Below are 18899 nucleotides of genomic sequence, written 5' to 3' on the forward strand. Positions count from 1 at the left end.
CGCCCTGCCCACCTTAGCCGTGCACATCAGCCCCGTTCAAAACAGGCCGGCGTAGCGACACAGCAGCAGCACGATAAAGCTGACCAGCGCCAGCGGATACCAGGGCATGGCCCCCGCCAGACGCCACCAGCCGGGCACCGCGGAGAAGTGCAGCGGCATGGACAACCCCCCGCCCAGCGCCCACACGCCCAGAACTACCATGGCCAGCCTCGCCGGCGTCGGGAGATCACGAATCAGCCAGGGTTCCAGCAGCAGCCACACCGCCAACAGAGCGGTCAGAGCGAGCACCAGTGCCGCCCCGCCCCAGGGCAGCGTCGACATGCCGAGCAACCTCTCACGCCTTCGTCTGGCCACCATCCCGCTCTCTCCTCCGGAGTCTTCTCCCACAGTGAAGACGATTTATCGCCGGACGGCGAGCGTTTATGCAGTGCACAAGCGCGCATCGACGTCTACGCCACAATGTGCAAAAAAATTGTACAGCATTTACATTACCTACCCGCCCAAGTCGATTTAGTTCCATAAATTCTGGCTAGTTACTGCTATCTGGCCAATTAAATATTTCTACAAGACATTTAGAAACACCGTTCGTAAACTGCGAAGCGTACAAGGTTACTTCCCTCGGGAAGGATGCCATCGGATCATCAAGGAGGTCCCGCATGAACATGACTCGACTGATGGGCACCGCAGCCCTGCTCGCTACCACCACCTTCGCCGCCCAGTCTGCCCTGGCCTATCAGGCAGGTGACATCTACGTGCGCGGTGGCTTCGAGAAGGCCGATCCCACCTCGGACAACGGCGACATCGCCAACCAAGATCTCGATGTCTCCGAGGAGAACGGCTTCGCCTACGGCGCTGGCTACCTGTTCCACGACAAGTTCGGTGTCGAGCTCAACGGCTCCGAGGCCATGGAGCACGATATCGCGGTCAACGGCGGTAATGTGGGCAGCGTCGACCGTACCCCGGTCAACCTGATGCTCAACTACTACCCGCTGGGCGGCGTGGAAAACGCTCGCGTCCACCCCTACGTTGGCGTGGGCATGAACTACACCCACTTCTCCGACGAGAGCTTCAACGCCGACCTCGATAGCTCCTACGGCGCCGCAGCCCAGGTGGGTCTCGACCTCAGCGTCACAGACAACCTGCTGGTCGGCACCTACGCCCGCTACGCCGATGTCGATTCCGATATCGAGGTCGACGGCCACGATGTTGGCGAGGCCGAGATCGATCCGATGACCATCGGTGCCGGCGTCACCTATCGTTTCTAAGCGCTTGCGCTGTCTTGAAAACAGCGCCTGCGCGCTCTTGAAATAAGCGGTTGAACCGTCAGCTCGATCGCGCCGCATTCCAACCGCAGCATCGAAGGCGTCTGGCTTTGCCAGGCGCCTTTTTTGGTGCGTTGCCGGTTCATTTTTGTCGACCAAAGGAGGTATTGAGGTAGATCAATAACCACGTTCTCGATGCGGCATACACTGCTTGGCAATCGGGCTCGCCCACTTTTGCCAGTACGCAAGGAGAACACCATGCGCCATCCCCTGATCACCACTGCTCTGGTCGCCGCCATCGCCGGCAGCGCCCTCGCCAGCAGCCAGGCCTTTGCCGCCTACGGCAAGGGCGACATCTATACCCGCATCGGTGTGGCCAAGGTCAAGCCTGACTCCGACAACGGCTCTCTGATGGGGGGCACCATGGACACCGACGTCCATGACGACAACGGCTTCGCCTTCACCCTGGGCTATCGCTTCCACGACAAGTTCGGCGTCGAACTGCTGGCCGCCGAGCCCTTCGAACACGACGTCGACCTGAACGTAGGTGGCACCGATATCGGCGCCAGCGTCGAGCACCTGCCGCCGACTCTGACCGTGCAGTACTACCCCTTCGGTGGCACCGAGGCGCGGGTGCAGCCCTACGTCGGCCTGGGGGTCAACTACACCCACTTCTCCGACGAGGATATCGCGCTGGAAGGTGCTGATCTCGATCTGGAAGAGTCCTGGGGCTGGGCCGGCCAGGCGGGCCTCGACCTGGTCATCGACGACCACTGGGCGGCCAACATGGCGGTGTGGTATCTGGATATCGACAGCGACGTCGACCTCAACGGCGATGACATCGGCGAGATCGAGGTGGACCCCTACGTGATCATGGCCGGTATCAGCTACCGCTTCTGATCCAGGGCTCGACCGCTAACACGCAGCGCCCGCTCCTGCCTGGCAGGAGCGGGCGCTGTGCTGTCACCGTCACAAGATGGCTTCTGTGGTCGCTCGCGTGGCAGTTGCCGCTGCAATTCTCGAGGGAGGGGCTGCGGTAACAGGGCAAGCAGAGGCCTAGGCTTAGTACGAAAAGCCGGCGAGCGATGGTTAGACAAGGCAAAAATCGGTAAGAAAGCGCAGTTTACGAGGTGTAAATGAGCATTTTGACGCGATTTTTAACGCCGTATTACCGAGCGCAGGCACTTATCGTACAAGCCTTAGCGGGGATGATGGCGTGACAGCCCCAGTCGCCCAAGAGTGGCATCGTCGAGGTGCTCGACGGCCTCTACCGCCGCCAGCGCCTGGTGGTAGCCCTCGCTGAGGAAGTCTCGACCGGCCAGCAGGTGCTCGAGGTACTCGCGGGCGGGCCGCAGCCCCTCCCCCTGGCGTTCGGCGCCGGCGATATAGACCCAGGCCTCGATCGGCCCCTGTTCGGTAATCACCGGCAGACGATGACGGTCGTACTCGTGCGGGTAACCTTCGAAGGGATCCATCTGCCGGATCTGCTCGGGTTCGAGGAGTTCGAACAGCGCGCCCTCGACCCGATCGCCCGGCGCCGGCACCACATTGGCGTGGGCGATGCCCGGCACCCGGGAGGCCTTGTTGAAGCGCAGCGCGTAGCCTTCCAGGCTGCCGGCCAGCACACGCCGGGTCTCACCGATGCGCGCGGCGACACGCTCAATGTTCATGTTGCTGCCATAGGCAAAGTACCAGGGCATCGCCTTCTCCTCGCTGGGGACTTCTTCCGTTACCGGCGATTCAGTTCTCGGTGATCAGCCGGTCGATATCCTCGATCACCTTCTGCAACAGCATCCGGTCCTGGGCGCGCGCGCCTTCCTGGATCAGGTAGGCGTCCACCGCCGGGGCCACATCGCAACTGGCGGGCAGGGGCGCACGCTGCTCGACCAGGGCATCGAGCCTGGCGATAAACACGAAGCGCAGCCACTGAGGCAGCGACATGGTATCGATGCAGAACGGCTGCCGACTGTTGAAGGCGGCGGCCTCCGGCTTGTCCATACGCCACATGTTGGCGGCCTTCATGGTCGCCTCGAGCTCACGCAGAGCCGCGCCCAGGGCGTCGTGGACGGAAGGTTCGGTGGGCATGATGCCTCCGCTTTGAAAATGGGCTTGGTGCACGCCATTGTCGCGTGCCGGACCAGCGAGGGCCAGCCCGGCAGCAACACGCGCCCCCCAAGAAACCGCTGGAAATGCGGCACCTCGTAGGGCACGACTCGACGTGCAGACTTTCTCGAACGAGGATCTCGCCGGATGGATGAGCGATTCGGCCTACAGGGGCTCGGCGGCGGGCAGTACCTTGCGCAGGAAGTCTCGGGTACGCGGGTCCTGCGGTGCATGGAACAGCTCCGAGGGAGGCCCCTGCTCGACGATGCGCCCGCCCTCCATGAACACCACCCGGTCGGCCACGTCACGGGCAAAGGCCATCTCGTGGGTGACCACCAGCATGGTCTGGCGTTCACGCGCCAACTGCTTCATCAGTGCCAGCACCTCGTCGACCCACTCGGGATCCAGCGATGAGGTGGGTTCGTCGAACAGGATCACCTCGGCCTGGGCGGCCATGGCGCGGCCGATCCCCACCCGCTGCTGCTGGCCCCCGGACAGCGACGCCGGATAGGCGTCCGCCTTGTCCGACATGCCGATGCGCTCGAGGATCTCCCGTGCCCGCTGGTGGGCCTTGGCCCTGGGCCAGCGGTTGACCACGATCAGGCCCTCGGCGATGTTCTCAAGCGCCGTCTTGTTGGCAAACAGCGCGTAGTTCTGGAACACGAAGGCCGTGTGTCGACGGGCAGCCAGGATCTCGGACTTGCTGGCCTGGGTCAGGTCCAGATTCAGCGGACCCAAGGTCAATCGGCCTCCATCGGGCTGCTCGAGAAAGTTGAGACAGCGCAGCAACGTCGACTTGCCGGTCCCGGAGGGGCCGATCACCACGATGATCTCGCCCTGCTGGATCTCCAGGTCGATACCGTCGAGCACGGTGGTATCACCGAAGCGCTTGGTCAGTCGCTCTAGCTTGATCATCGACGATAGGCCTCGTTGAGTCGGGATTCCAGGCGCCGCTGCAGCCAGGCCAGCGCCTCGACGATGGCCCAGTAGATCAGCGCCACGGTGATGAAGGCCTCGAAGTACAGGAAGCTGCCGGCGGCCTCTTTCTGGGTCGCCCCCATCAGCTCGGTGACGCCCAGGGTGAACGCCAGCGAGGTGGCCTTGATCATGTCGATGAAGTAGTTCATCAACGTCGGCACCGCGATGCGAGTGGCCTGGGGCAGCACGATCCGGCGCATCAACTGGCCGTTGGTCATGCCGATGGACAGGGCCGCCTCGGTCTGACTGCGATCCACACCGACGATGGCGGCGCGGATCGACTCCGCCATATAGGCCGAGAAGTGCAGCGTCAGCCCCATGATGGTGGCGGTGATGCCATCGATGGTGGTCAGAAACGACAGCACCTGGGGCAGCCCGTAGTAGAACAGGAACAGCTGCACCAGCAGCGGCGTACCGCGAAAGAACGAGATGAACCACAGCGTCAGGCCGTTGAGAACCGGGATCTTGAGTACCCGGATCACCGCCAGGCCACAGGCCAGCACCAGAGCCAGCGCCATCCCGGCCAGCGCCATCCCCAGGGTCAGGGGAAGGTAGCTGAGCAGGATGGGCACCAGCCCGAGCATGTAGTCGAGGTCGAGAATGCTCATGGAGAGTCGATCACCGCTCAGGGCGTGGTGATATCGGCATCGAACCAGCGCTCGGAGATCTCGCTCAAGGTGCCATCTTCACGCAGGGTGTCAAGCGCCTGGTCGACCTCGTCGCGCAGTTCCTGGTCGTCCTGACGGAACGGCAGCGCATTGCGAATCTCGGAGAACGGCTTGCCGGCCAGCGCCAACGGCAGTGGCTTTTCCTTGATCACCTGGGTGGCGCTGACGCGATCCATGACGAAGGCATCGACACGACCCAGCGCGGTGTCCTGCTCGATGTTGCTCTCATAGGTGCGGATATCGATCTCGTCGGCGTAGGGCAGCTCGCGCAGCAACTGCTCGTAGTTGGAGCCCAGGTTGACGGCCACGGTCTTGCCCGCCAGATCCTCGACACCGGAGACCTCGTCATTGCCTTCCTTGGTCACCACCTGAGCACCGTCATACACGTAGGGCGAGGTGAACAGGTACTTCTGCTCACGCTCCTCGGTGATGGTGATCTGGTTGGCGATGGTGTCGATGCGCCCCGACTCGAGCATGCCGAACAATCCTGAGAAGTTGGCGGTGACGAACTCCACCTCGGTGCCCATCTCTTCGGCCACTGCTTCCATCACGTCGACCTCGAAGCCCTTGAGGGTGTCCTGCTCGACGAAGGTAAAGGGAAAGTAACCACCGGACATGCCGACTTTCAGGGTGTCGGCGTGGGCACCGGCAGCGAGACCGATGGCACCTGCGGCGGCAAGAGAAACAGCCAGATGACGAACCATGGACGGCTCCTTGAAAACGATTGGGGCGGCCAGTGCGGCATGGCCCGGGAGGGTGACAGGTGGAGGCATCCATCGCCACTTCAATCCTGGGCTGCTCGATGGCTCAGCATGATTTGGAATAAACGAACTGCATTATATTCCAAATCGATAGCAGACGCAGTGAAAAATCCCAGGGTGAACCATAGCCTCCTGCTATTGCGATCGCCCTTCCCGGGAACAACCGCCGACAGCCGTCGGCTAACTGTCACCTCACCGACTTATCCCCACCATCATTCATTCACAGAAGCGCTGAATGTCCCTGTGGATAACCCTTTGACAGATGACCCCGAGCCGCTTCTGACGCTCTTTCGCGGCGCTTGATCAAAAATTCACCAGCGGTGCAGCAAAATACAGTGCGAGGGATGCACAAATTTCCGCCGTGGACGGCTGACACTCCTCGAGCGGCGCGATAGAGTGCACGCTGATCTTTCGGAGGGGCCATGCAAGCGATCCATCGTCTTCACGACTTTTTCACCCTGACCGGTGCCGAGGTGCGTCTCTATCATATGGGACGGCGTGTGCACCCCTGCGCGCTCGAGACCCTGGCAGACTTCGAGAGCGGCCAGGTCCCCTGGCCGGAACCCTGGCAGGGTCGTGCCCGCCTGGCGCTGGTGTTTCGCCTGGGTGACATGAGCGACCCGCTGATCTGGTTCCTGGCGCTGCCGGTGGACGAACAGGGCCTTCTGGATGCCGCACAGCGGGATGCCTTCCTCGAGCGCCTGCTGTCCACCCTGGGCCGCAGCGCAGAAGCGCTGGAGCAGTCCGACGGCGGCGAGATCGACAACCTGATGAAGGACAACCCGCTGGCCTTCACCCCTTCCCTGACCTTTCAGGCGATGCTGCACGCCCGAGCCAGCGCCGATCTGGAGCGTCCCGCCAGCGAGCACCTTGAGCCGGTCGAAGCCTTCCTGTCGGGCCAGGGTGGCCACGACTGGCAGGCGCTGGGCCTGCAGGGGCTGGCCGACCATGTGGCGCGTCTCACCCCCGAGACTGAGGCCTCGCTGGTGGCCGCTATCCCGCAGCTGCACAGCGAAGTGCTGACATCGCTATGCTACTGTCTGGAACATGTAGCACTATCAGCAGAGCTTGCGGAGGCGCTGCGTCAGCGCGGCGAACAGGCCGCCAGCCAGGGCGACATCGAGACCTTCTGCGCCTGTGTACGCGCCGTGGGCAACGCGCCCGACAGCCTGGCCGGTGACTGGTTCGACGCCCTGCTGGCCGATAGCGATGCCTGCGGCCCGGACACCCTCGCGGCAATCGCCGCACGGGGCTGGCAACACCTGGAGCACGCCGAGCGCCTGCCGCTGTTTCTGGAGCGGGTCGCCGAATGCGAAGGGGCCGACTTCCTGGCCGTTGCGAGGGACCTGGCGCAGATCCCCCGGCTGCGTCTGCCGGTACTGATGACGCTGCGTCAGGCCCCGAAGGACTCCGCCACCGCTCGCCGACTGGCGGCGGTCAAGGGCACAGGCGGCCATTGATTCGCTTGCCCGTGTGGCGTTCGTTGCCACTGACAGTTCGACAACGGACGTCGCCTGAATAACAAGCAGCATCCCGCGACAAGGAGAAGACATGAAGGACCTGCCCTTTCAGGCTCAGGCCGTCGTCGGTCGCCGCGAGATGGTGATCCTGCCGCAGATGCACCTGCATCTGTGTGCCAAGGTGGACACCGGCGCTCGCACCTCGGCGCTGCACGCCGAGGAGATCGAGTCCTTCGAGGAGGACGAGATCCTGTGGGTCAGCTTCGTCACCCGTGCCGGCGGCCCCGACAGTCCGTCACACCAGTACCGCATGCACCTGCATGATCGGCGCAAGGTCACCAGCTCCAACGGCCAGGCCGAGTGGCGCTACTTCATTCGCACCCAGATGCAGATGGGGGATCTGGAATTTCCCGTCGAGCTATCCCTGACCGACCGGCGCAACATGCGCCACCCCATGCTTCTCGGTCGCCGCGCACTGCGCCGCCTGCTGGTGGCGCCCGGCGCCACCTTTCTGCACGGCGAACCCTGACGGATCCACCGCCCCTGACCTGGAGACTCGCACATGCATATCGCGCTGCTGTCCCGCAACCGCAATCTCTACTCCACTCGTCGCCTGGTGGAAGCCGCCGAACAACGCGGCCATACGGCCCGGGTGGTCGATACGCTGCGCTGCTACATGAGCATCGCTTCTCACCATCCGTCGATTCACTACAAGGGTGAGGAACTCGAGCCCTTCGACGCCGTCATCCCGCGCATCGGCTCCTCGGTCACCTTCTACGGCTGCGCCGTGCTGCGTCAGTTCGAGATGATGAACGTCACCGTGCTCAACGACAGCGTCGGTATCACTCGTTCCCGCGACAAGCTGCGCTCACTGCAACTGCTGTCTCGCAAGGGTATCGGACTGCCGGTGACCGGCTTCGCCCACTCCCCCGATGACATCCCGGACCTGATCACCATGGTCAAGGGCGCCCCGCTGGTGATCAAGCTGCTGGAAGGCACCCAGGGTATCGGCGTGGTGCTGGCCGAGACCAACCAGGCGGCGGAATCGGTGATCCAGGCGTTCATGGGCATGAAGGCCAACATCATGGTTCAGGAGTACATCAAGGAAGCCAAGGGCGCCGACATCCGCTGCTTTGTCATCGGCGACAAGGTGGTGGCAGCGATGAAGCGCCAGGCGGCCGAAGGCGAGTTCCGCTCCAACCTGCACCGCGGCGGCAGCGCCAGCGTCATCCGTATCACCCCGGAAGAACGCTCCACCGCCATCCGCGCGGCCAAGTCCATGGGTCTGCGCGTGGCCGGTGTCGACCTGCTGCGCTCCAACCATGGCCCCGTGGTGATGGAGGTGAACTCCTCGCCCGGCCTGCAGGGCATCGAGAGCGCCACCGGCAAGGACATCGCCGGCCTGGTCATCGAACACCTGGAAAAGAGCGCCACGGCGCGCCCACGGACCCGTACGCCGGCCAAACCCAAGGGCTGAAGATAAAAGCACCCCGTAAAGGATGACGCCGACGGGCGACCGATAGCACGGTCGCCCGTCTTGTCATTGGCGATCAGTTGTCCCTCATAAGCGCGAGGCTGTCCTTCGCCTACGACGATATCTCGCCGCAACCTGGTCAACTTTGTCAGCGCTTTTCGACCAAGGTCGAAGCGATCGACTATCCCACCGCAAGAATCATAAATATTTGCCACATTAGGGGTGGCAAAACTCCTGCTGGAGCCCCACAATTTGCGTCACCGGAGGAGGTGACGCGCATGTTTCTCGATAATCGCCAGGTGGCGATGGACAGCCTGCTGGAGGCCCTGGCCGACAGCGTCGACTATTTCCAGGACAATCTCGAGCGCCTGCGACCCTCGCTGCGCGACGCTCTGGAGCCCCACTTCGAGACGCGCCAGAAGACCATGCGCGAGCTCCAGGAGCTGGCGCGCGAACACCTCGACCTGCTGCCGCGTGATGCCGACGTCGAACGCGACGACTACATGTGGCTGTGGAGTCGTCTCAAGAGCTTTGTCGGCAACGACTCACAGGTGTTGATCAACGAGCTGCTCGAGCAGGAGCGGGTGCTGATGCAATCCCTCTCCACCCTGTTTACCCATCCCTTGCCGGGCCCCATCGAGCCGGTGATCGAAGAGGTATGGAAGGGTTGCCGCGCGCTGATTCGCGAGCTCTACGACCTGCAGAAGTCGACCGCCCAGAAGCGTGGCGCAGGCCGTCGAACCGTCAAACGCTGACGCCGCCGACCACAACGCCAATCCACGAAAACGCCTTGCCAGGCTCTGCCGGCAAGGCGTTTTTATTGGTGAAGCGGATGCCTGGGTGAAGCGACTGCTCTCAGTTCTTGTCGGCGTCAGGCGTGCGCAGCAGCAATGGCGCCACACTGTCGTCGCCTCTGGTCAACACCTCATCGATGATCTCGTGAAGACTCCGAGCCTCGATGCGAGGTGCCGGCGCCGCGATCTTCAAAGGCTCCAGGGGGCCGAGAAAGCGCGGCTCACGCTGCCACAGGTAGAGATCGCCCAGGGTCGCCACCCGGGCCACCCACTCCCGCAGGATCAGCCAGCGAGAACGCTCCCTCTCGGGCGCCGGGCAGCCCTCGACCTCGAGCCCCAGGGCATCAGCGATGAACAACGCCCGCGGCAGGTGCCAGTCCTGAGTGATCAATAGCGCGCGCTCCACCTCGAACACGTCGCGGGCCCTGGCCAGGGTATCGAAGGTGCTGAAACCGGCGTAGTCCAGCGTCATGTCGACCTCGCGCACGCCACGCTCCTTGAGGTCGCGCCACATGGTCACCGGCTCGTTGTAGTAGCGGGTGGCATTGTCACCGGACACCAGCAGGTGGCGCAGACGTCCTTCGTTCATCAGCCGGGCGGCGGCGATCATGCGCCCTTCGAAGTGGGGATTGCGGGTACCGCTGCGGGTCCAGTGGGAGGTGCCGAAGACGATGCCGACCTGGTGGGGGCGGCATTCGACGAGGCGAGGAGCGATGCGATCACGGGTGGTGGCCACCACCCAGGCGTTGGCCGCGACGAAGGCCAGGGCGAGCAGCAGGACCAGGCTACCGAGACACAGCAGCAGGCGACGAAACATCGTGAACAACGGCTCGCGCATGACGATTCCAATTGACAGCGGAGGTCAGGACCCGCTGCGCGGGCCAGAGAGGACCGGGTCAGAACATGCCAAGTTCCAGCTTGGCCTCGTCGCTCATCATCTCACGACTCCAGGGGGGATCGAAGACGATCTCGGTATGCACCTTGGAAATCTGAGGTGCTCCCAGAATCTTGTTGCGCGCATCCGCCGCGATCACATCGCCCATGCCACAGCCGGGGGCGGTCAGGGTCATGCGAATGGTGACGATGCGCTCACCACTGATCAGGCGTTCGATACGACAACCGTAGACCAGCCCCAGATCGACGATATTGACCGGGATCTCAGGGTCGAAACAGGTCCTGAGCTGGTCCCAGACAAACGCCTCGATCGCCGCGTCGTCGGCCTCGGGATCCAGTGTCGGGCGTGGCATCGGCTCGAGGCCCACCGCGTCCAGGTTGGATCCCTCGATCAGGTACAGACGACCCTCGTAGGCAACACTCAGGGTGCTGCCCTTGGCCTGCATCACCGAGACGATGCTGTCCTCGTCAAGCGTCACCGTCTTGCCGAAGGGAATGGAGATGACCTCCACGTCCCGCTGCAACGGCAGTTGCTGGCCCTTGCTCAGTTGAGCAATCTGATCGTGTTCGCTCATGCAATTCCTTAGTCGGGTACGCCGAATGACTCCCTTGCCAACCAGGGCTCGAGGCGGCACGCGCCGCCCCGAGCCGCCCTGCTGCTTCAGCGCAGCATGCTGATCACCCGCTGGAGGCTCTCGACCAGCACGTCGACTTCCTCCGGGGTGTTGTAGGCCGCAAAGGAAGCGCGACAGGTGGCATCGACGCCGAACTGGGCCAGCAGCGGCTGGGCGCAGTGGTGGCCGGTACGAATCGCCACGCCGAGCTGGTCGATCAGCAGACCGATATCCTGGCTATGCACGCCGTCGACCACGAAGGACAAGACGCCTGCCTTGTCTGGCGCGGTGCCCAGCACGCGAAGGCCATCCACCGCCGCCACGCTTTCGGTGGCGTGCTCGAGCAGGCGATGCTCCCAGGCGCTGATGTGCTCAAGGCCGATCGAGTTGACCCATTCGATGGCACGGCCCAGGGCGATCACTTCGGCGATGGCCGGCGTGCCCGCCTCGAACTTGTGGGGAATGGCGGCAAAGGTGGTCGGCGTCTCGAAGGACACCGTGGCGATCATCTCGCCGCCACCCTGCCAGGGCGGCATGGCCTCGAGCAGCGCCTCGCGGCCGTAGAGCACGCCGGCGCCGGTGGGACCATAGACCTTGTGCCCCGAAAATGCGTAGAAGTCGGCACCGATGGCCTGAACATCGATCGGCTCATGGGGTGCTGCCTGGGCGCCATCCACCAGAATCAGCGCATCGTGCTGATGGGCGACCCGGGCCATCTCGGCCACCGGGTTGATGGTACCGAGGGCATTGGAGACGTGATTGACCGCCACCAGCCGGGTGCGCTCGCCGATCAGGTCACGGTAGGCGTCCTGATCCAGCGCGCCACGCTCATCCACCGGGATCACCTTGATGGTGAAGCCGCGCTCGGCCGCCAGCAACTGCCAGGGCACGATATTGGAGTGATGTTCAAGCTGGGAGATCAGCACCTCGTCACCGGGACCGAGGTTGGCGCGCCCCCAGCTCTGGGCCACCAGGTTGATCGCCTCGGTGGTGCCACGGGTGAACACGATCTCGCGGGTGCTCGCGGCGTTGACAAAGGCACGCACGGTCTCACGGGTGCCCTCGAAGGCCGCCGTGGCCTCGTCGGCCAGGGTGTGAAGGCCACGATGGATATTGGCATTCATCTGGCTGTAGTAGTGATCGAACACCTCGATCACCTGACGTGGCGTCTGGCTGGTGGCGGCGTTGTCCAGATAGACCAGGGGCTTGCCGTGAACCTCCCGATCGAGGATCGGGAAGTCCTTGCGCACCCTCGCCACATCGAGCAGCAGATCGCTGAAGTGGGTCATGCTCAGTCCTCGTTGAGGGCCACGGCGGCTTCCACCAGACCGGCCAGGTGGAAGCGCTCGGGCAGCTTGCCGGCCACGGTCAGCTCGACCCGCTCGGACACCGCGTCCAGATTCACCTGGTCCATCACCTCACCGGCGAAGGCCAGGGTCAGCAGTCCACGTGCGGTGGCCTCGTCCAGCCCGCGGGTACGCAGGGCAAACACCGCTTCCTCGTCGAGCTGACCGGTGGTGGCGCCGTGGGAACACTTGACGTCGTCGGCGTAGATCTCGAGCTCGGGCTTGGTGTCGATCTGGGCGCGATCGGAGAGCAACAGGTTGGCGTTGCTCTGGTCGGCCTCGATCTTCTGGCTGTCGCGCTTGACGATCACCTTGCCGTTGAACACGCCGTGGGCGCGGTCATCGAGGATGCCCTTGTAGTTCTCGTGGGAGAAGGTGTGGGGCGCGTTGTGGTTGGCCAGGGTGTGGTTGTCCACGTGCTGGCGATTCTGGCCGTAGAACAGACCATTGAAGGTCACCTCGGCGCCCTGGCCATTGAGGTCGCTGACCAGGTCGTTGCGCACCAGTCCACCACCCAGGGTGATGTTGAAGGAGGTGAACTGAGCGTCGCGGCACTGCTCCACGTGGATACTGGCCACGTGCAGGTCCTGCTCGGGCGACTCCACCAGCTTGTAGTGGGTCAGGTTGGCGCCACGATCGAGCATCACCTCTTCCACCAGGTTGGTGAAGTTGGCGGCGCCCTCTTCACCCACATGGTGTTCGATCACGGTGGCCTGGCTGCGCCCGCCCGCCTCGATCAGGATACGCGGGTGGCTCATCACCGGCGCCTCGTTGGCCCGGGACAGGAACTGCAGCACGATGGGCTTGTCGACCACGGTGCCGGGCGCCAGGCGCACCAGCGCGCCCTCCTCGAAGAAGGCGGTGTTGAGCGCCGAGAAGGCCGAGAATTCGACCCCGGTCAGGCGCCCCAGCGGGCCGCCGACGGCCTCGTGGTTCTCTTCCAGGGCCTGAGACAGCGGCTGCACCTGCACGCCACCCGGCAGCTCGGACAGGTCCGACAGGGCGCTGGAAAAGACGCCGTCGACGAAGGTCAGACGGTGGGCGTCCAGCGGCAGCGTCAGGGCAGCGGCGCTGGTCTGGGAAAACTCGGCAGAGCCTGTGAGCTGGAAGTCGGTGCGACTGATGGCGCGCACGTCGGTGTACTTCCACTCTTCGACGCGGCGATCGGGAAAGCCCATCGCCTCGAAGCGGGCCGCACCGGCCTGGCGCCGTGCGGCGATCCAGGTGGGTTCGCCGCGGCGCGCCTCGCTGCGCTCGTTCAGACGATCGAGAAAGCGTTGCACATCACTCATGCAGCGGGCTCCTCTACGACCCAGTCGTAGCCACGGGATTCGAGTTCATGGGCAAGCTCTGCGCCGCCGCTCTTGACGATCCGGCCGTTCACCAGCACGTGGACGTGGTCAGGCACGATGTAGTCGAGCAGGCGCTGGTAGTGGGTCACCAGCAGGATGCCGCGATCTTCACTGCGCAGCGAGTTGACCCCATCGGCCACCACCTTCATGGCGTCGATGTCGAGGCCGGAGTCGATCTCGTCGAGCATCGCGAGCTTGGGCTGCAGCACCAGCATCTGCAGGATCTCGTTACGCTTCTTCTCGCCGCCGGAGAAGCCTTCATTGACGGCACGCTGCAGGAAGCTGTTGTCCATCTTCATGAAGGACACCTTTTCCTTGATCAGCTTCATGAACTCGGGTGCCGGAATCTCGCCCTCGCCGCGCGCCTCGCGCTGGGCGTTGAGCGCCGCCTTGAGCAGGTAGATGTTCTTGACCCCCGGGATTTCCACCGGGTACTGAAAGCCCAGCAGCAGACCGGCCTGGGCGCGCTCTTCGATCTCCATCTCGAGGACATCCTTGCCCTCGAAGGTGATCGAGCCCGCGGTCACCTCGTAGCCGTCCTTGCCCGCGATGACGGCGGACAGGGTCGACTTGCCGGCGCCATTGGGACCCATGATGGCGTGCACTTCACCAGGCTGGATGGACAGGGTCAGACCCTTGAGGATTTCAGAGCCCTCGACGGTGACGTGGAGATCCTTGACTTCGAGCATGTAGACACCTTTGCGATGCCCGCCGCGCCGGGCGGCGGGAGAAAAACGAATAAGGGTGGTATATAGCGCCGGGGGTCAGCCCACCGCGCCTTCGAGCGTCACGTTGAGCAGCGCCTCTGCCTCGACCGCAAACTCCATCGGCAGCTCCTGGAAGACGTCCTTGCAGAAGCCGTTGACGATCATGTTGACCGCGTCTTCCTCGGAGATACCGCGGCTCTGGCAGTAGAACAGCTGGTCCTCGCCGATCTTGGAGGTGGTCGCCTCGTGCTCCACCGTGGCCGTCGAGTTGCCGATCTCCTGGTACGGGAAGGTGTGGGCACCGCAGGTATCGCCGATCAGCAGCGAATCACACTGGGTAAAGTTGCGCGCGCCCTTGGCCCGCGGGCCGACCTTGACCAGACCACGATAGGACTGGTTGGAACGCCCGGCGGAGATACCCTTGGAGACGATGGTGGACTTGGAGCCCTCGCCCAGGTGGATCATCTTGGTGCCGGTATCGGCCTGCTGGCGACCGTTGGTCACCGCCACCGAGTAGAACTCGCCGATGGAGTCCTTGCCACGCAGGATGCAGGACGGGTACTTCCAGGTGATGGCGGAGCCGGTCTCGACCTGGGTCCAGCTGATGTGGGAACGGTCGCCACGGCAGTCGCCACGCTTGGTGACGAAGTTGTAGATGCCGCCCTTGCCGTCCTCGTCACCCGGATACCAGTTCTGCACCGTGGAGTACTTGATGCTGGCGTCTTCCAGCGCCACCAGCTCCACCACCGCAGCGTGCAGCTGGTTCTCGTCGCGCATCGGTGCGGTGCAGCCTTCCAGGTAGGACACCTGGGCCTTCTTCTCGCACACGATCAGGGTGCGCTCGAACTGGCCGGTGTTGGCGGCGTTGATGCGGAAGTAGGTGGACAGTTCCATCGGGCAGGTCACGCCTTCCGGCACGAACACAAACGAGCCGTCGGTGAACACCGCCGAGTTGAGCGCGGCAAAGTAGTTGTCGCTGGTCGGCACCACGGTACCCAGGTACTGCTTGACCAGCTCCGGGTAGTCGCGGATCGCCTCGGAGATGGAGCAGAAGATCACGCCGGCCTCGGCCAGCTTGTCCTTGAAGGTGGTGGTCACCGACACCGAGTCGAACACCGCGTCCACGGCGACGCCGGCCAGGGCTGCACGCTCATGCAGCGGGATGCCCAGCTTCTCGTAGGTCTCGAGCAGCTTGGGGTCCACCTCGTCGAGGCTCTGGGGCTTGTCTTCCTCGCGCTTGGGCGCACTGAAATACGAGATCGCCTGGTAGTCGATGGGCGGATAGTCCAGATGCGCCCAGGACGGCGCGGTCATCTTCAGCCACTGACGGTAGGCGTCCAGGCGCCAATCGAGCATCCACTGCGGCTCACCCTTCTTCTTGGAGATGAAGGCGATGGTGTCTTCATCCAGCCCCGGCGGGATCGTGTCGCTCTCGATGTCGGTCACGAATCCTTCTTTATATTCGCGACGGACGAGCTGTTCCATTTCCTGACTTGCCATAATGTGTCCCCTCCCGGACGGTTCGGTCGGCGGGCGTTACCCGCCCAGGGTAATGAAGTCGATGTCGATGAGGCGCTGGTCAGGCTTCCGCCGCCAGGCTGATGCTCTGGATCGGCAGGCGAATCGGCAGCTTCAGCGGCGCACTGTCGGCCAGGTGCGCCAAGGTGATGCTGTCGAGCAGTTCGCGGATCGCCAGCGACACTCGCTGCCAGTTGTCGGCCACCCCGCAGGTGGAGGCCAGGTCGCATTCGCCATCGGCGTGGCTGCATTCGGTCACCGCCACCGGCCCTTCGATGGCCGCGATGATGTCGCTGGCGGTGATCTCCGAGGCAGGACGCGCCAGGTAGTAGCCACCCTGGGCGCCGCGCCGGGACACCAGCAGTCCCGCGCGCACCAGCATCTTCAGCGTCTTGCTCACCGTGGGGTGAGGCAACTGCACCGCTTCGGCGAGCTCTCCGGCGGCGTGCGGCTGCTGGGGGTGACGTGCGATCTGTGCCATCACCACCGCCGCATAGTCCGTCAACCGGGAAAGCTTCAGCATGCCCATCTCCTCGGGGAGTTCCCCTCGTCGGTGCAGGGCTCAGCCCCTGCTTCGATTGGGGACCATTTTAGTCCTGTATAACCTCCATGTGAAGAGCGGCACACATCTATCACGTCGATAGCCCTCACGTTCTCGGCACGATCGCCGCCGATAGACACAATAAAACCAATCATTCTCATTTACTTTAACTATGCGTCCGGGTTGACAGCCTCACCCCCAAGCATCAGATCCATCAATTCCCGTCATTGCAGATCGTCATTCATGAACAAACCAAATAGATACTTCATTCTGCTAAGCTTGTGCCATATCAACGGCTAGTGAACGCAACGCCTCGCCTCTTGTCAGGCCGAGCCGATGACGTGTGTCCTGGCCCAGGGTCGTTCACAGGCCCGACTCACCCCGCCGCGAGGCCTCGACAGGAGCTATTGCCTTGGAACTGATTCAGTACGCCCTGGACAACGCCGACCTGCTGTTGTCCCGGACCCTCGAGCACATCTCGCTGGTGGGCGTTGCCGTCGGCATCGCCACCCTCACCGGGGTGCCCATCGGCATCGCCATCACCCGCAACGAGCGCGTCGCCCAGGCGGTGCTCTACGCAGCGTCGATCATCGTCACCGTGCCCTCCATCGCGCTGTTCGGGATCATGATTCCGGTGCTGTCGCTGATCGGTCAGGGCATCGGCTACCTGCCGGCGGTGATCGCGGTGCTGCTGTACTCCCAATTACCGATCATTCGTAACACCTACACCGCCATCAACAACGTCGACCCGGCCCTGCGCGAGGCTGCCCGTGGCATCGGCATGAGCCACCGACAGCGCCTGCGGATGGTCGAGATCCCACTGGCGGTGCCAGTGATCATGGCCGGGGTGCGCACCGCCGTGGTGCTCAATATCGGTGTCATGGCGATCGCCGCCTATATCGGCGCCGGCGGTCTCGGCACCTTTATCAGCCGTGGTATCTCCCAGTCCGACCCGCGCCAGCTGATCGTCGGCGCGGTGGCGGTCAGCCTGCTGGCGATCATCGTCGACTACGGCCTGCTCGCGGTGCAGAAGCGCTTCACGCCCAAGGGCATGGAAGGCGCCGCCAACGCCGCCTGACCATTTGTGTTCCGGCAGTGTCGGGAAAATACCGCTGCGGCGGCTGGCGTCCTGCACGCCACACCGCCCGAGCGCAGCCGGAACGTCGACACGACAACAGGTGAGCCGCCGCCTCGACAGCGGCAGCGTCGACGCCCATCGACGACCCGGAGCTCGCCGACGCCGACTTGCATACAAGGATTTGCTCATGATTCGTCTGGAAAACCTGACCAAGGTCTTCGATACGCCCAAGGGCGCGGTCGTCGCCGCCGACCACATCAACATGGAGGTCCCCAGCGGCGAGATCTGCATCCTGCTCGGCCCCTCCGGCTGCGGCAAGACCACCACCCTCAAGATGATCAACCGGATCGTGAAGCCCTCCTCCGGCAAGGTGTTCATCAATGGCGATGACACCACCGGCATGGACACCCAGGACCTGCGCCGCAACATCGGCTACGTCATCCAGCAGATCGGCCTGTTCCCCAACATGACCATCGAGGAGAACATCGCGGTGGTGCCCAAGCTGCTGGGCTGGGACAAGGCGCGCTACAAGGAGCGTGCCCGCGAGCTGATGCACATGATCGCGCTGGAACCCGACGCCTTTCTCAAGCGCTATCCGTCCGAGCTGTCCGGTGGTCAACAGCAGCGCATCGGTGTGGCCCGGGCACTGGCCGCCGATCCCCCCGTGATGCTGATGGACGAGCCCTTCGGCGCCATCGACCCGATCAACCGGGCGGTGATCCAGGATGAATTCCTGAAGATGCAGCAGGACCTGAAGAAGACCATCATGTTCGTCAGCCACGATATCGACGAGGCGATCAAGATGGGGGATCGGGTCGCGGTGTTCCGTGAGGGCAAGCTGGTGCAGTATTCGTCCCCCGACGACCTGCTGGCGGCGCCGAAGAATGCCTTCGTCGAATCCTTCCTGGGCGAGGACCGCGCGCTCAAGCGGCTGAATCTGGTCAAGGTCGCCGAAGTGGTCAGCGATGAGATCGGTACCGTCAAGCCGGAGGACACCCTGACCACGGCGCTCGCACGCATCGACGACTTCGGCTACCAGAATTCGATCCTGATGATCAACGACAAGCGACAGCCGGTGGGCCTGATCAGCCGCTCCCTGGCCCGCACCACCAAGGGCTACTGCCGCGACCACTTCCAGAACGTGCCGGCCACGGTGAGTCTCGACGACGACCTGCGCAAGGTGGCCTCGCTGATGTTCGCCCAGGACATCACCTGGCTGCCCTGCGTCGACGAGGAGGGCCGCGTCTGCGGGCAGATCACCCAGCGCGCCATGACCCACCACCTGGGCGCCCGCTTCCGTACCAAGCAGCGCGAGACGTCCGCCGTGGCCGCCGAGCCCAAGGAGTGAG

Annotated in this window: 21 protein-coding genes; 8 read left to right on the forward strand and 13 right to left on the reverse strand. The window is 63.7% G+C overall.

Features of this window, described 5'->3' with window-relative positions; translation table 11 throughout:
• Nucleotides 1-36: 36 nt before the first annotated feature.
• Nucleotides 37-357 carry a hypothetical protein gene (locus tag NH448_RS12860; RefSeq protein WP_108450176.1) on the reverse strand — a complete coding sequence of 107 codons (321 nt, stop codon included), beginning with the start codon at nucleotides 355-357 and terminating at the stop codon, nucleotides 37-39.
• A 299-nt stretch (nucleotides 358-656) separates the two neighbouring features.
• Between NH448_RS12860 and NH448_RS12865 the strand changes: the two genes are divergently transcribed.
• Together NH448_RS12865 and NH448_RS12870 are read left to right on the forward strand one after the other, a co-directional pair.
• Nucleotides 657-1265 (forward strand): OmpW family outer membrane protein, encoded by a 609-nt coding sequence (locus tag NH448_RS12865; RefSeq protein WP_108450177.1) that lies wholly within the window; start codon nucleotides 657-659, stop codon nucleotides 1263-1265.
• Between the two features lie 255 nt (nucleotides 1266-1520).
• Entirely contained in the window at nucleotides 1521-2162 is a 642-nt protein-coding gene (locus tag NH448_RS12870; RefSeq protein WP_253028856.1) for an OmpW family outer membrane protein, read from the forward strand.
• A 299-nt stretch (nucleotides 2163-2461) separates the two neighbouring features.
• Here NH448_RS12870 and NH448_RS12875 read toward each other — a convergent pair whose 3' ends face one another.
• The 5 genes from NH448_RS12875 to NH448_RS12895 all read right to left on the reverse strand — a co-directional run bounded on the left by NH448_RS12875 (nucleotide 2462) and on the right by NH448_RS12895 (nucleotide 5715).
• Entirely contained in the window at nucleotides 2462-2962 is a 501-nt protein-coding gene (locus tag NH448_RS12875; protein WP_253028857.1) for a gamma-glutamylcyclotransferase family protein, read from the reverse strand.
• 40 nt (nucleotides 2963-3002) lie between these two features.
• Complete coding sequence (locus NH448_RS12880) at nucleotides 3003-3347, reverse strand: YqcC family protein (RefSeq protein WP_253028858.1); 345 nt, start codon at nucleotides 3345-3347, stop codon at nucleotides 3003-3005.
• Between the two features lie 183 nt (nucleotides 3348-3530).
• A complete protein-coding gene (locus NH448_RS12885; protein WP_108450180.1) occupies nucleotides 3531-4280 on the reverse strand; it encodes an amino acid ABC transporter ATP-binding protein in 750 nt (249 codons plus the stop codon).
• The gene (locus NH448_RS12890) at nucleotides 4277-4951 is read right to left on the reverse strand and encodes an amino acid ABC transporter permease (RefSeq protein WP_108450181.1); all 675 of its coding nucleotides are present in this window, start codon (nucleotides 4949-4951) and stop codon (nucleotides 4277-4279) included. The genes NH448_RS12885 and NH448_RS12890 overlap by 4 nt, the downstream gene beginning before the upstream one ends.
• 17 nt (nucleotides 4952-4968) lie before the next feature.
• The gene (locus NH448_RS12895) at nucleotides 4969-5715 is read right to left on the reverse strand and encodes an amino acid ABC transporter substrate-binding protein (RefSeq protein WP_045995126.1); all 747 of its coding nucleotides are present in this window, start codon (nucleotides 5713-5715) and stop codon (nucleotides 4969-4971) included.
• Between the two features lie 479 nt (nucleotides 5716-6194).
• Here NH448_RS12895 and NH448_RS12900 point away from each other — a divergent pair, with 479 nt between their 5' ends.
• From NH448_RS12900 to NH448_RS12915, 4 genes are all read left to right on the forward strand, one after another.
• Nucleotides 6195-7232 (forward strand): DUF3549 family protein, encoded by a 1038-nt coding sequence (locus tag NH448_RS12900; protein ID WP_108450182.1) that lies wholly within the window; start codon nucleotides 6195-6197, stop codon nucleotides 7230-7232.
• Between the two features lie 91 nt (nucleotides 7233-7323).
• Complete coding sequence (locus NH448_RS12905; RefSeq protein WP_045995124.1) at nucleotides 7324-7761, forward strand: RimK/LysX family protein; 438 nt, start codon at nucleotides 7324-7326, stop codon at nucleotides 7759-7761.
• A gap of 33 nt (nucleotides 7762-7794) precedes the next feature.
• Entirely contained in the window at nucleotides 7795-8709 is a 915-nt protein-coding gene (gene rimK, locus NH448_RS12910; RefSeq protein WP_045995123.1) for a 30S ribosomal protein S6--L-glutamate ligase, read from the forward strand.
• A 275-nt stretch (nucleotides 8710-8984) separates the two neighbouring features.
• Nucleotides 8985-9461, forward strand: coding sequence for a hypothetical protein (locus tag NH448_RS12915; RefSeq protein ID WP_045995122.1), 477 nt, complete (start codon nucleotides 8985-8987; stop codon nucleotides 9459-9461).
• 100 nt (nucleotides 9462-9561) lie between these two features.
• On the opposite strand, the gene NH448_RS12920 is transcribed toward NH448_RS12915, so the two are convergent.
• The 7 genes from NH448_RS12920 to NH448_RS12950 all read right to left on the reverse strand — a co-directional run bounded on the left by NH448_RS12920 (nucleotide 9562) and on the right by NH448_RS12950 (nucleotide 16454).
• A complete protein-coding gene (locus NH448_RS12920) occupies nucleotides 9562-10338 on the reverse strand; it encodes an ElyC/SanA/YdcF family protein (protein ID WP_253028859.1) in 777 nt (258 codons plus the stop codon).
• 58 nt (nucleotides 10339-10396) lie between these two features.
• Entirely contained in the window at nucleotides 10397-10969 is a 573-nt protein-coding gene (gene sufT / locus NH448_RS12925) for a putative Fe-S cluster assembly protein SufT (protein ID WP_045995121.1), read from the reverse strand.
• A gap of 86 nt (nucleotides 10970-11055) precedes the next feature.
• Nucleotides 11056-12297 (reverse strand): cysteine desulfurase, encoded by a 1242-nt coding sequence (locus NH448_RS12930; RefSeq protein ID WP_108133008.1) that lies wholly within the window; start codon nucleotides 12295-12297, stop codon nucleotides 11056-11058.
• A gap of 2 nt (nucleotides 12298-12299) precedes the next feature.
• Nucleotides 12300-13646, reverse strand: coding sequence for a Fe-S cluster assembly protein SufD (gene sufD, locus NH448_RS12935; protein ID WP_253028860.1), 1347 nt, complete (start codon nucleotides 13644-13646; stop codon nucleotides 12300-12302).
• Nucleotides 13643-14395, reverse strand: coding sequence for a Fe-S cluster assembly ATPase SufC (gene sufC, locus NH448_RS12940; protein ID WP_045995118.1), 753 nt, complete (start codon nucleotides 14393-14395; stop codon nucleotides 13643-13645). The genes sufD and sufC overlap by 4 nt, the downstream gene beginning before the upstream one ends.
• A 75-nt stretch (nucleotides 14396-14470) precedes the next feature.
• Complete coding sequence (sufB, locus tag NH448_RS12945) at nucleotides 14471-15913, reverse strand: Fe-S cluster assembly protein SufB (RefSeq protein WP_108450186.1); 1443 nt, start codon at nucleotides 15911-15913, stop codon at nucleotides 14471-14473.
• Nucleotides 15914-15992: 79 nt separating this feature from the next.
• Nucleotides 15993-16454: an SUF system Fe-S cluster assembly regulator gene (locus NH448_RS12950; RefSeq protein WP_045995116.1), complete on the reverse strand. Its 462-nt coding sequence runs from the start codon at nucleotides 16452-16454 to the stop codon at nucleotides 15993-15995.
• 430 nt (nucleotides 16455-16884) lie between these two features.
• On the opposite strand from NH448_RS12950, the gene NH448_RS12955 reads away from it, so the two are divergent.
• Together NH448_RS12955 and NH448_RS12960 are read left to right on the forward strand one after the other, a co-directional pair.
• On the forward strand, nucleotides 16885-17550 hold the full coding sequence (locus NH448_RS12955; protein ID WP_045995115.1) for an ABC transporter permease: 666 nt from the start codon (nucleotides 16885-16887) through the stop codon (nucleotides 17548-17550).
• 187 nt (nucleotides 17551-17737) lie between these two features.
• Nucleotides 17738-18898 carry an ABC transporter ATP-binding protein gene (locus tag NH448_RS12960; protein WP_108133011.1) on the forward strand — a complete coding sequence of 387 codons (1161 nt, stop codon included), beginning with the start codon at nucleotides 17738-17740 and terminating at the stop codon, nucleotides 18896-18898.
• Nucleotide 18899: the final 1 nt, after the last annotated feature.

The sequence above is a fragment of the Halomonas sp. OfavH-34-E genome (genome assembly GCF_024124525.1).
GTDB lineage: Bacteria > Pseudomonadota > Gammaproteobacteria > Pseudomonadales > Halomonadaceae > Halomonas > Halomonas litopenaei.

Excerpts from the sequence above, each read along its gene's own strand:
- NH448_RS12860 (WP_108450176.1), bottom strand. The coding sequence starts at position 357 with ATGGTGGCCAGACGAAGGCGTGAGAGGTTGCTCGGCATGTCGACGCTG.
- NH448_RS12865 (WP_108450177.1), top strand. The coding sequence starts at position 657 with ATGAACATGACTCGACTGATGGGCACCGCAGCCCTGCTCGCTACCACC.
- NH448_RS12870 (WP_253028856.1), top strand. The coding sequence starts at position 1,521 with ATGCGCCATCCCCTGATCACCACTGCTCTGGTCGCCGCCATCGCCGGC.
- NH448_RS12875 (WP_253028857.1), bottom strand. The coding sequence starts at position 2,962 with ATGCCCTGGTACTTTGCCTATGGCAGCAACATGAACATTGAGCGTGTC.
- NH448_RS12880 (WP_253028858.1), bottom strand. The coding sequence starts at position 3,347 with ATGCCCACCGAACCTTCCGTCCACGACGCCCTGGGCGCGGCTCTGCGT.
- NH448_RS12885 (WP_108450180.1), bottom strand. The coding sequence starts at position 4,280 with ATGATCAAGCTAGAGCGACTGACCAAGCGCTTCGGTGATACCACCGTG.
- NH448_RS12890 (WP_108450181.1), bottom strand. The coding sequence starts at position 4,951 with ATGAGCATTCTCGACCTCGACTACATGCTCGGGCTGGTGCCCATCCTG.
- NH448_RS12895 (WP_045995126.1), bottom strand. The coding sequence starts at position 5,715 with ATGGTTCGTCATCTGGCTGTTTCTCTTGCCGCCGCAGGTGCCATCGGT.
- NH448_RS12900 (WP_108450182.1), top strand. The coding sequence starts at position 6,195 with ATGCAAGCGATCCATCGTCTTCACGACTTTTTCACCCTGACCGGTGCC.
- NH448_RS12905 (WP_045995124.1), top strand. The coding sequence starts at position 7,324 with ATGAAGGACCTGCCCTTTCAGGCTCAGGCCGTCGTCGGTCGCCGCGAG.
- rimK (WP_045995123.1), top strand. The coding sequence starts at position 7,795 with ATGCATATCGCGCTGCTGTCCCGCAACCGCAATCTCTACTCCACTCGT.
- NH448_RS12915 (WP_045995122.1), top strand. The coding sequence starts at position 8,985 with ATGTTTCTCGATAATCGCCAGGTGGCGATGGACAGCCTGCTGGAGGCC.
- NH448_RS12920 (WP_253028859.1), bottom strand. The coding sequence starts at position 10,338 with ATGCGCGAGCCGTTGTTCACGATGTTTCGTCGCCTGCTGCTGTGTCTC.
- sufT (WP_045995121.1), bottom strand. The coding sequence starts at position 10,969 with ATGAGCGAACACGATCAGATTGCTCAACTGAGCAAGGGCCAGCAACTG.
- NH448_RS12930 (WP_108133008.1), bottom strand. The coding sequence starts at position 12,297 with ATGACCCACTTCAGCGATCTGCTGCTCGATGTGGCGAGGGTGCGCAAG.
- sufD (WP_253028860.1), bottom strand. The coding sequence starts at position 13,646 with ATGAGTGATGTGCAACGCTTTCTCGATCGTCTGAACGAGCGCAGCGAG.
- sufC (WP_045995118.1), bottom strand. The coding sequence starts at position 14,395 with ATGCTCGAAGTCAAGGATCTCCACGTCACCGTCGAGGGCTCTGAAATC.
- sufB (WP_108450186.1), bottom strand. The coding sequence starts at position 15,913 with ATGGCAAGTCAGGAAATGGAACAGCTCGTCCGTCGCGAATATAAAGAA.
- NH448_RS12950 (WP_045995116.1), bottom strand. The coding sequence starts at position 16,454 with ATGCTGAAGCTTTCCCGGTTGACGGACTATGCGGCGGTGGTGATGGCA.
- NH448_RS12960 (WP_108133011.1), top strand. The coding sequence starts at position 17,738 with ATGATTCGTCTGGAAAACCTGACCAAGGTCTTCGATACGCCCAAGGGC.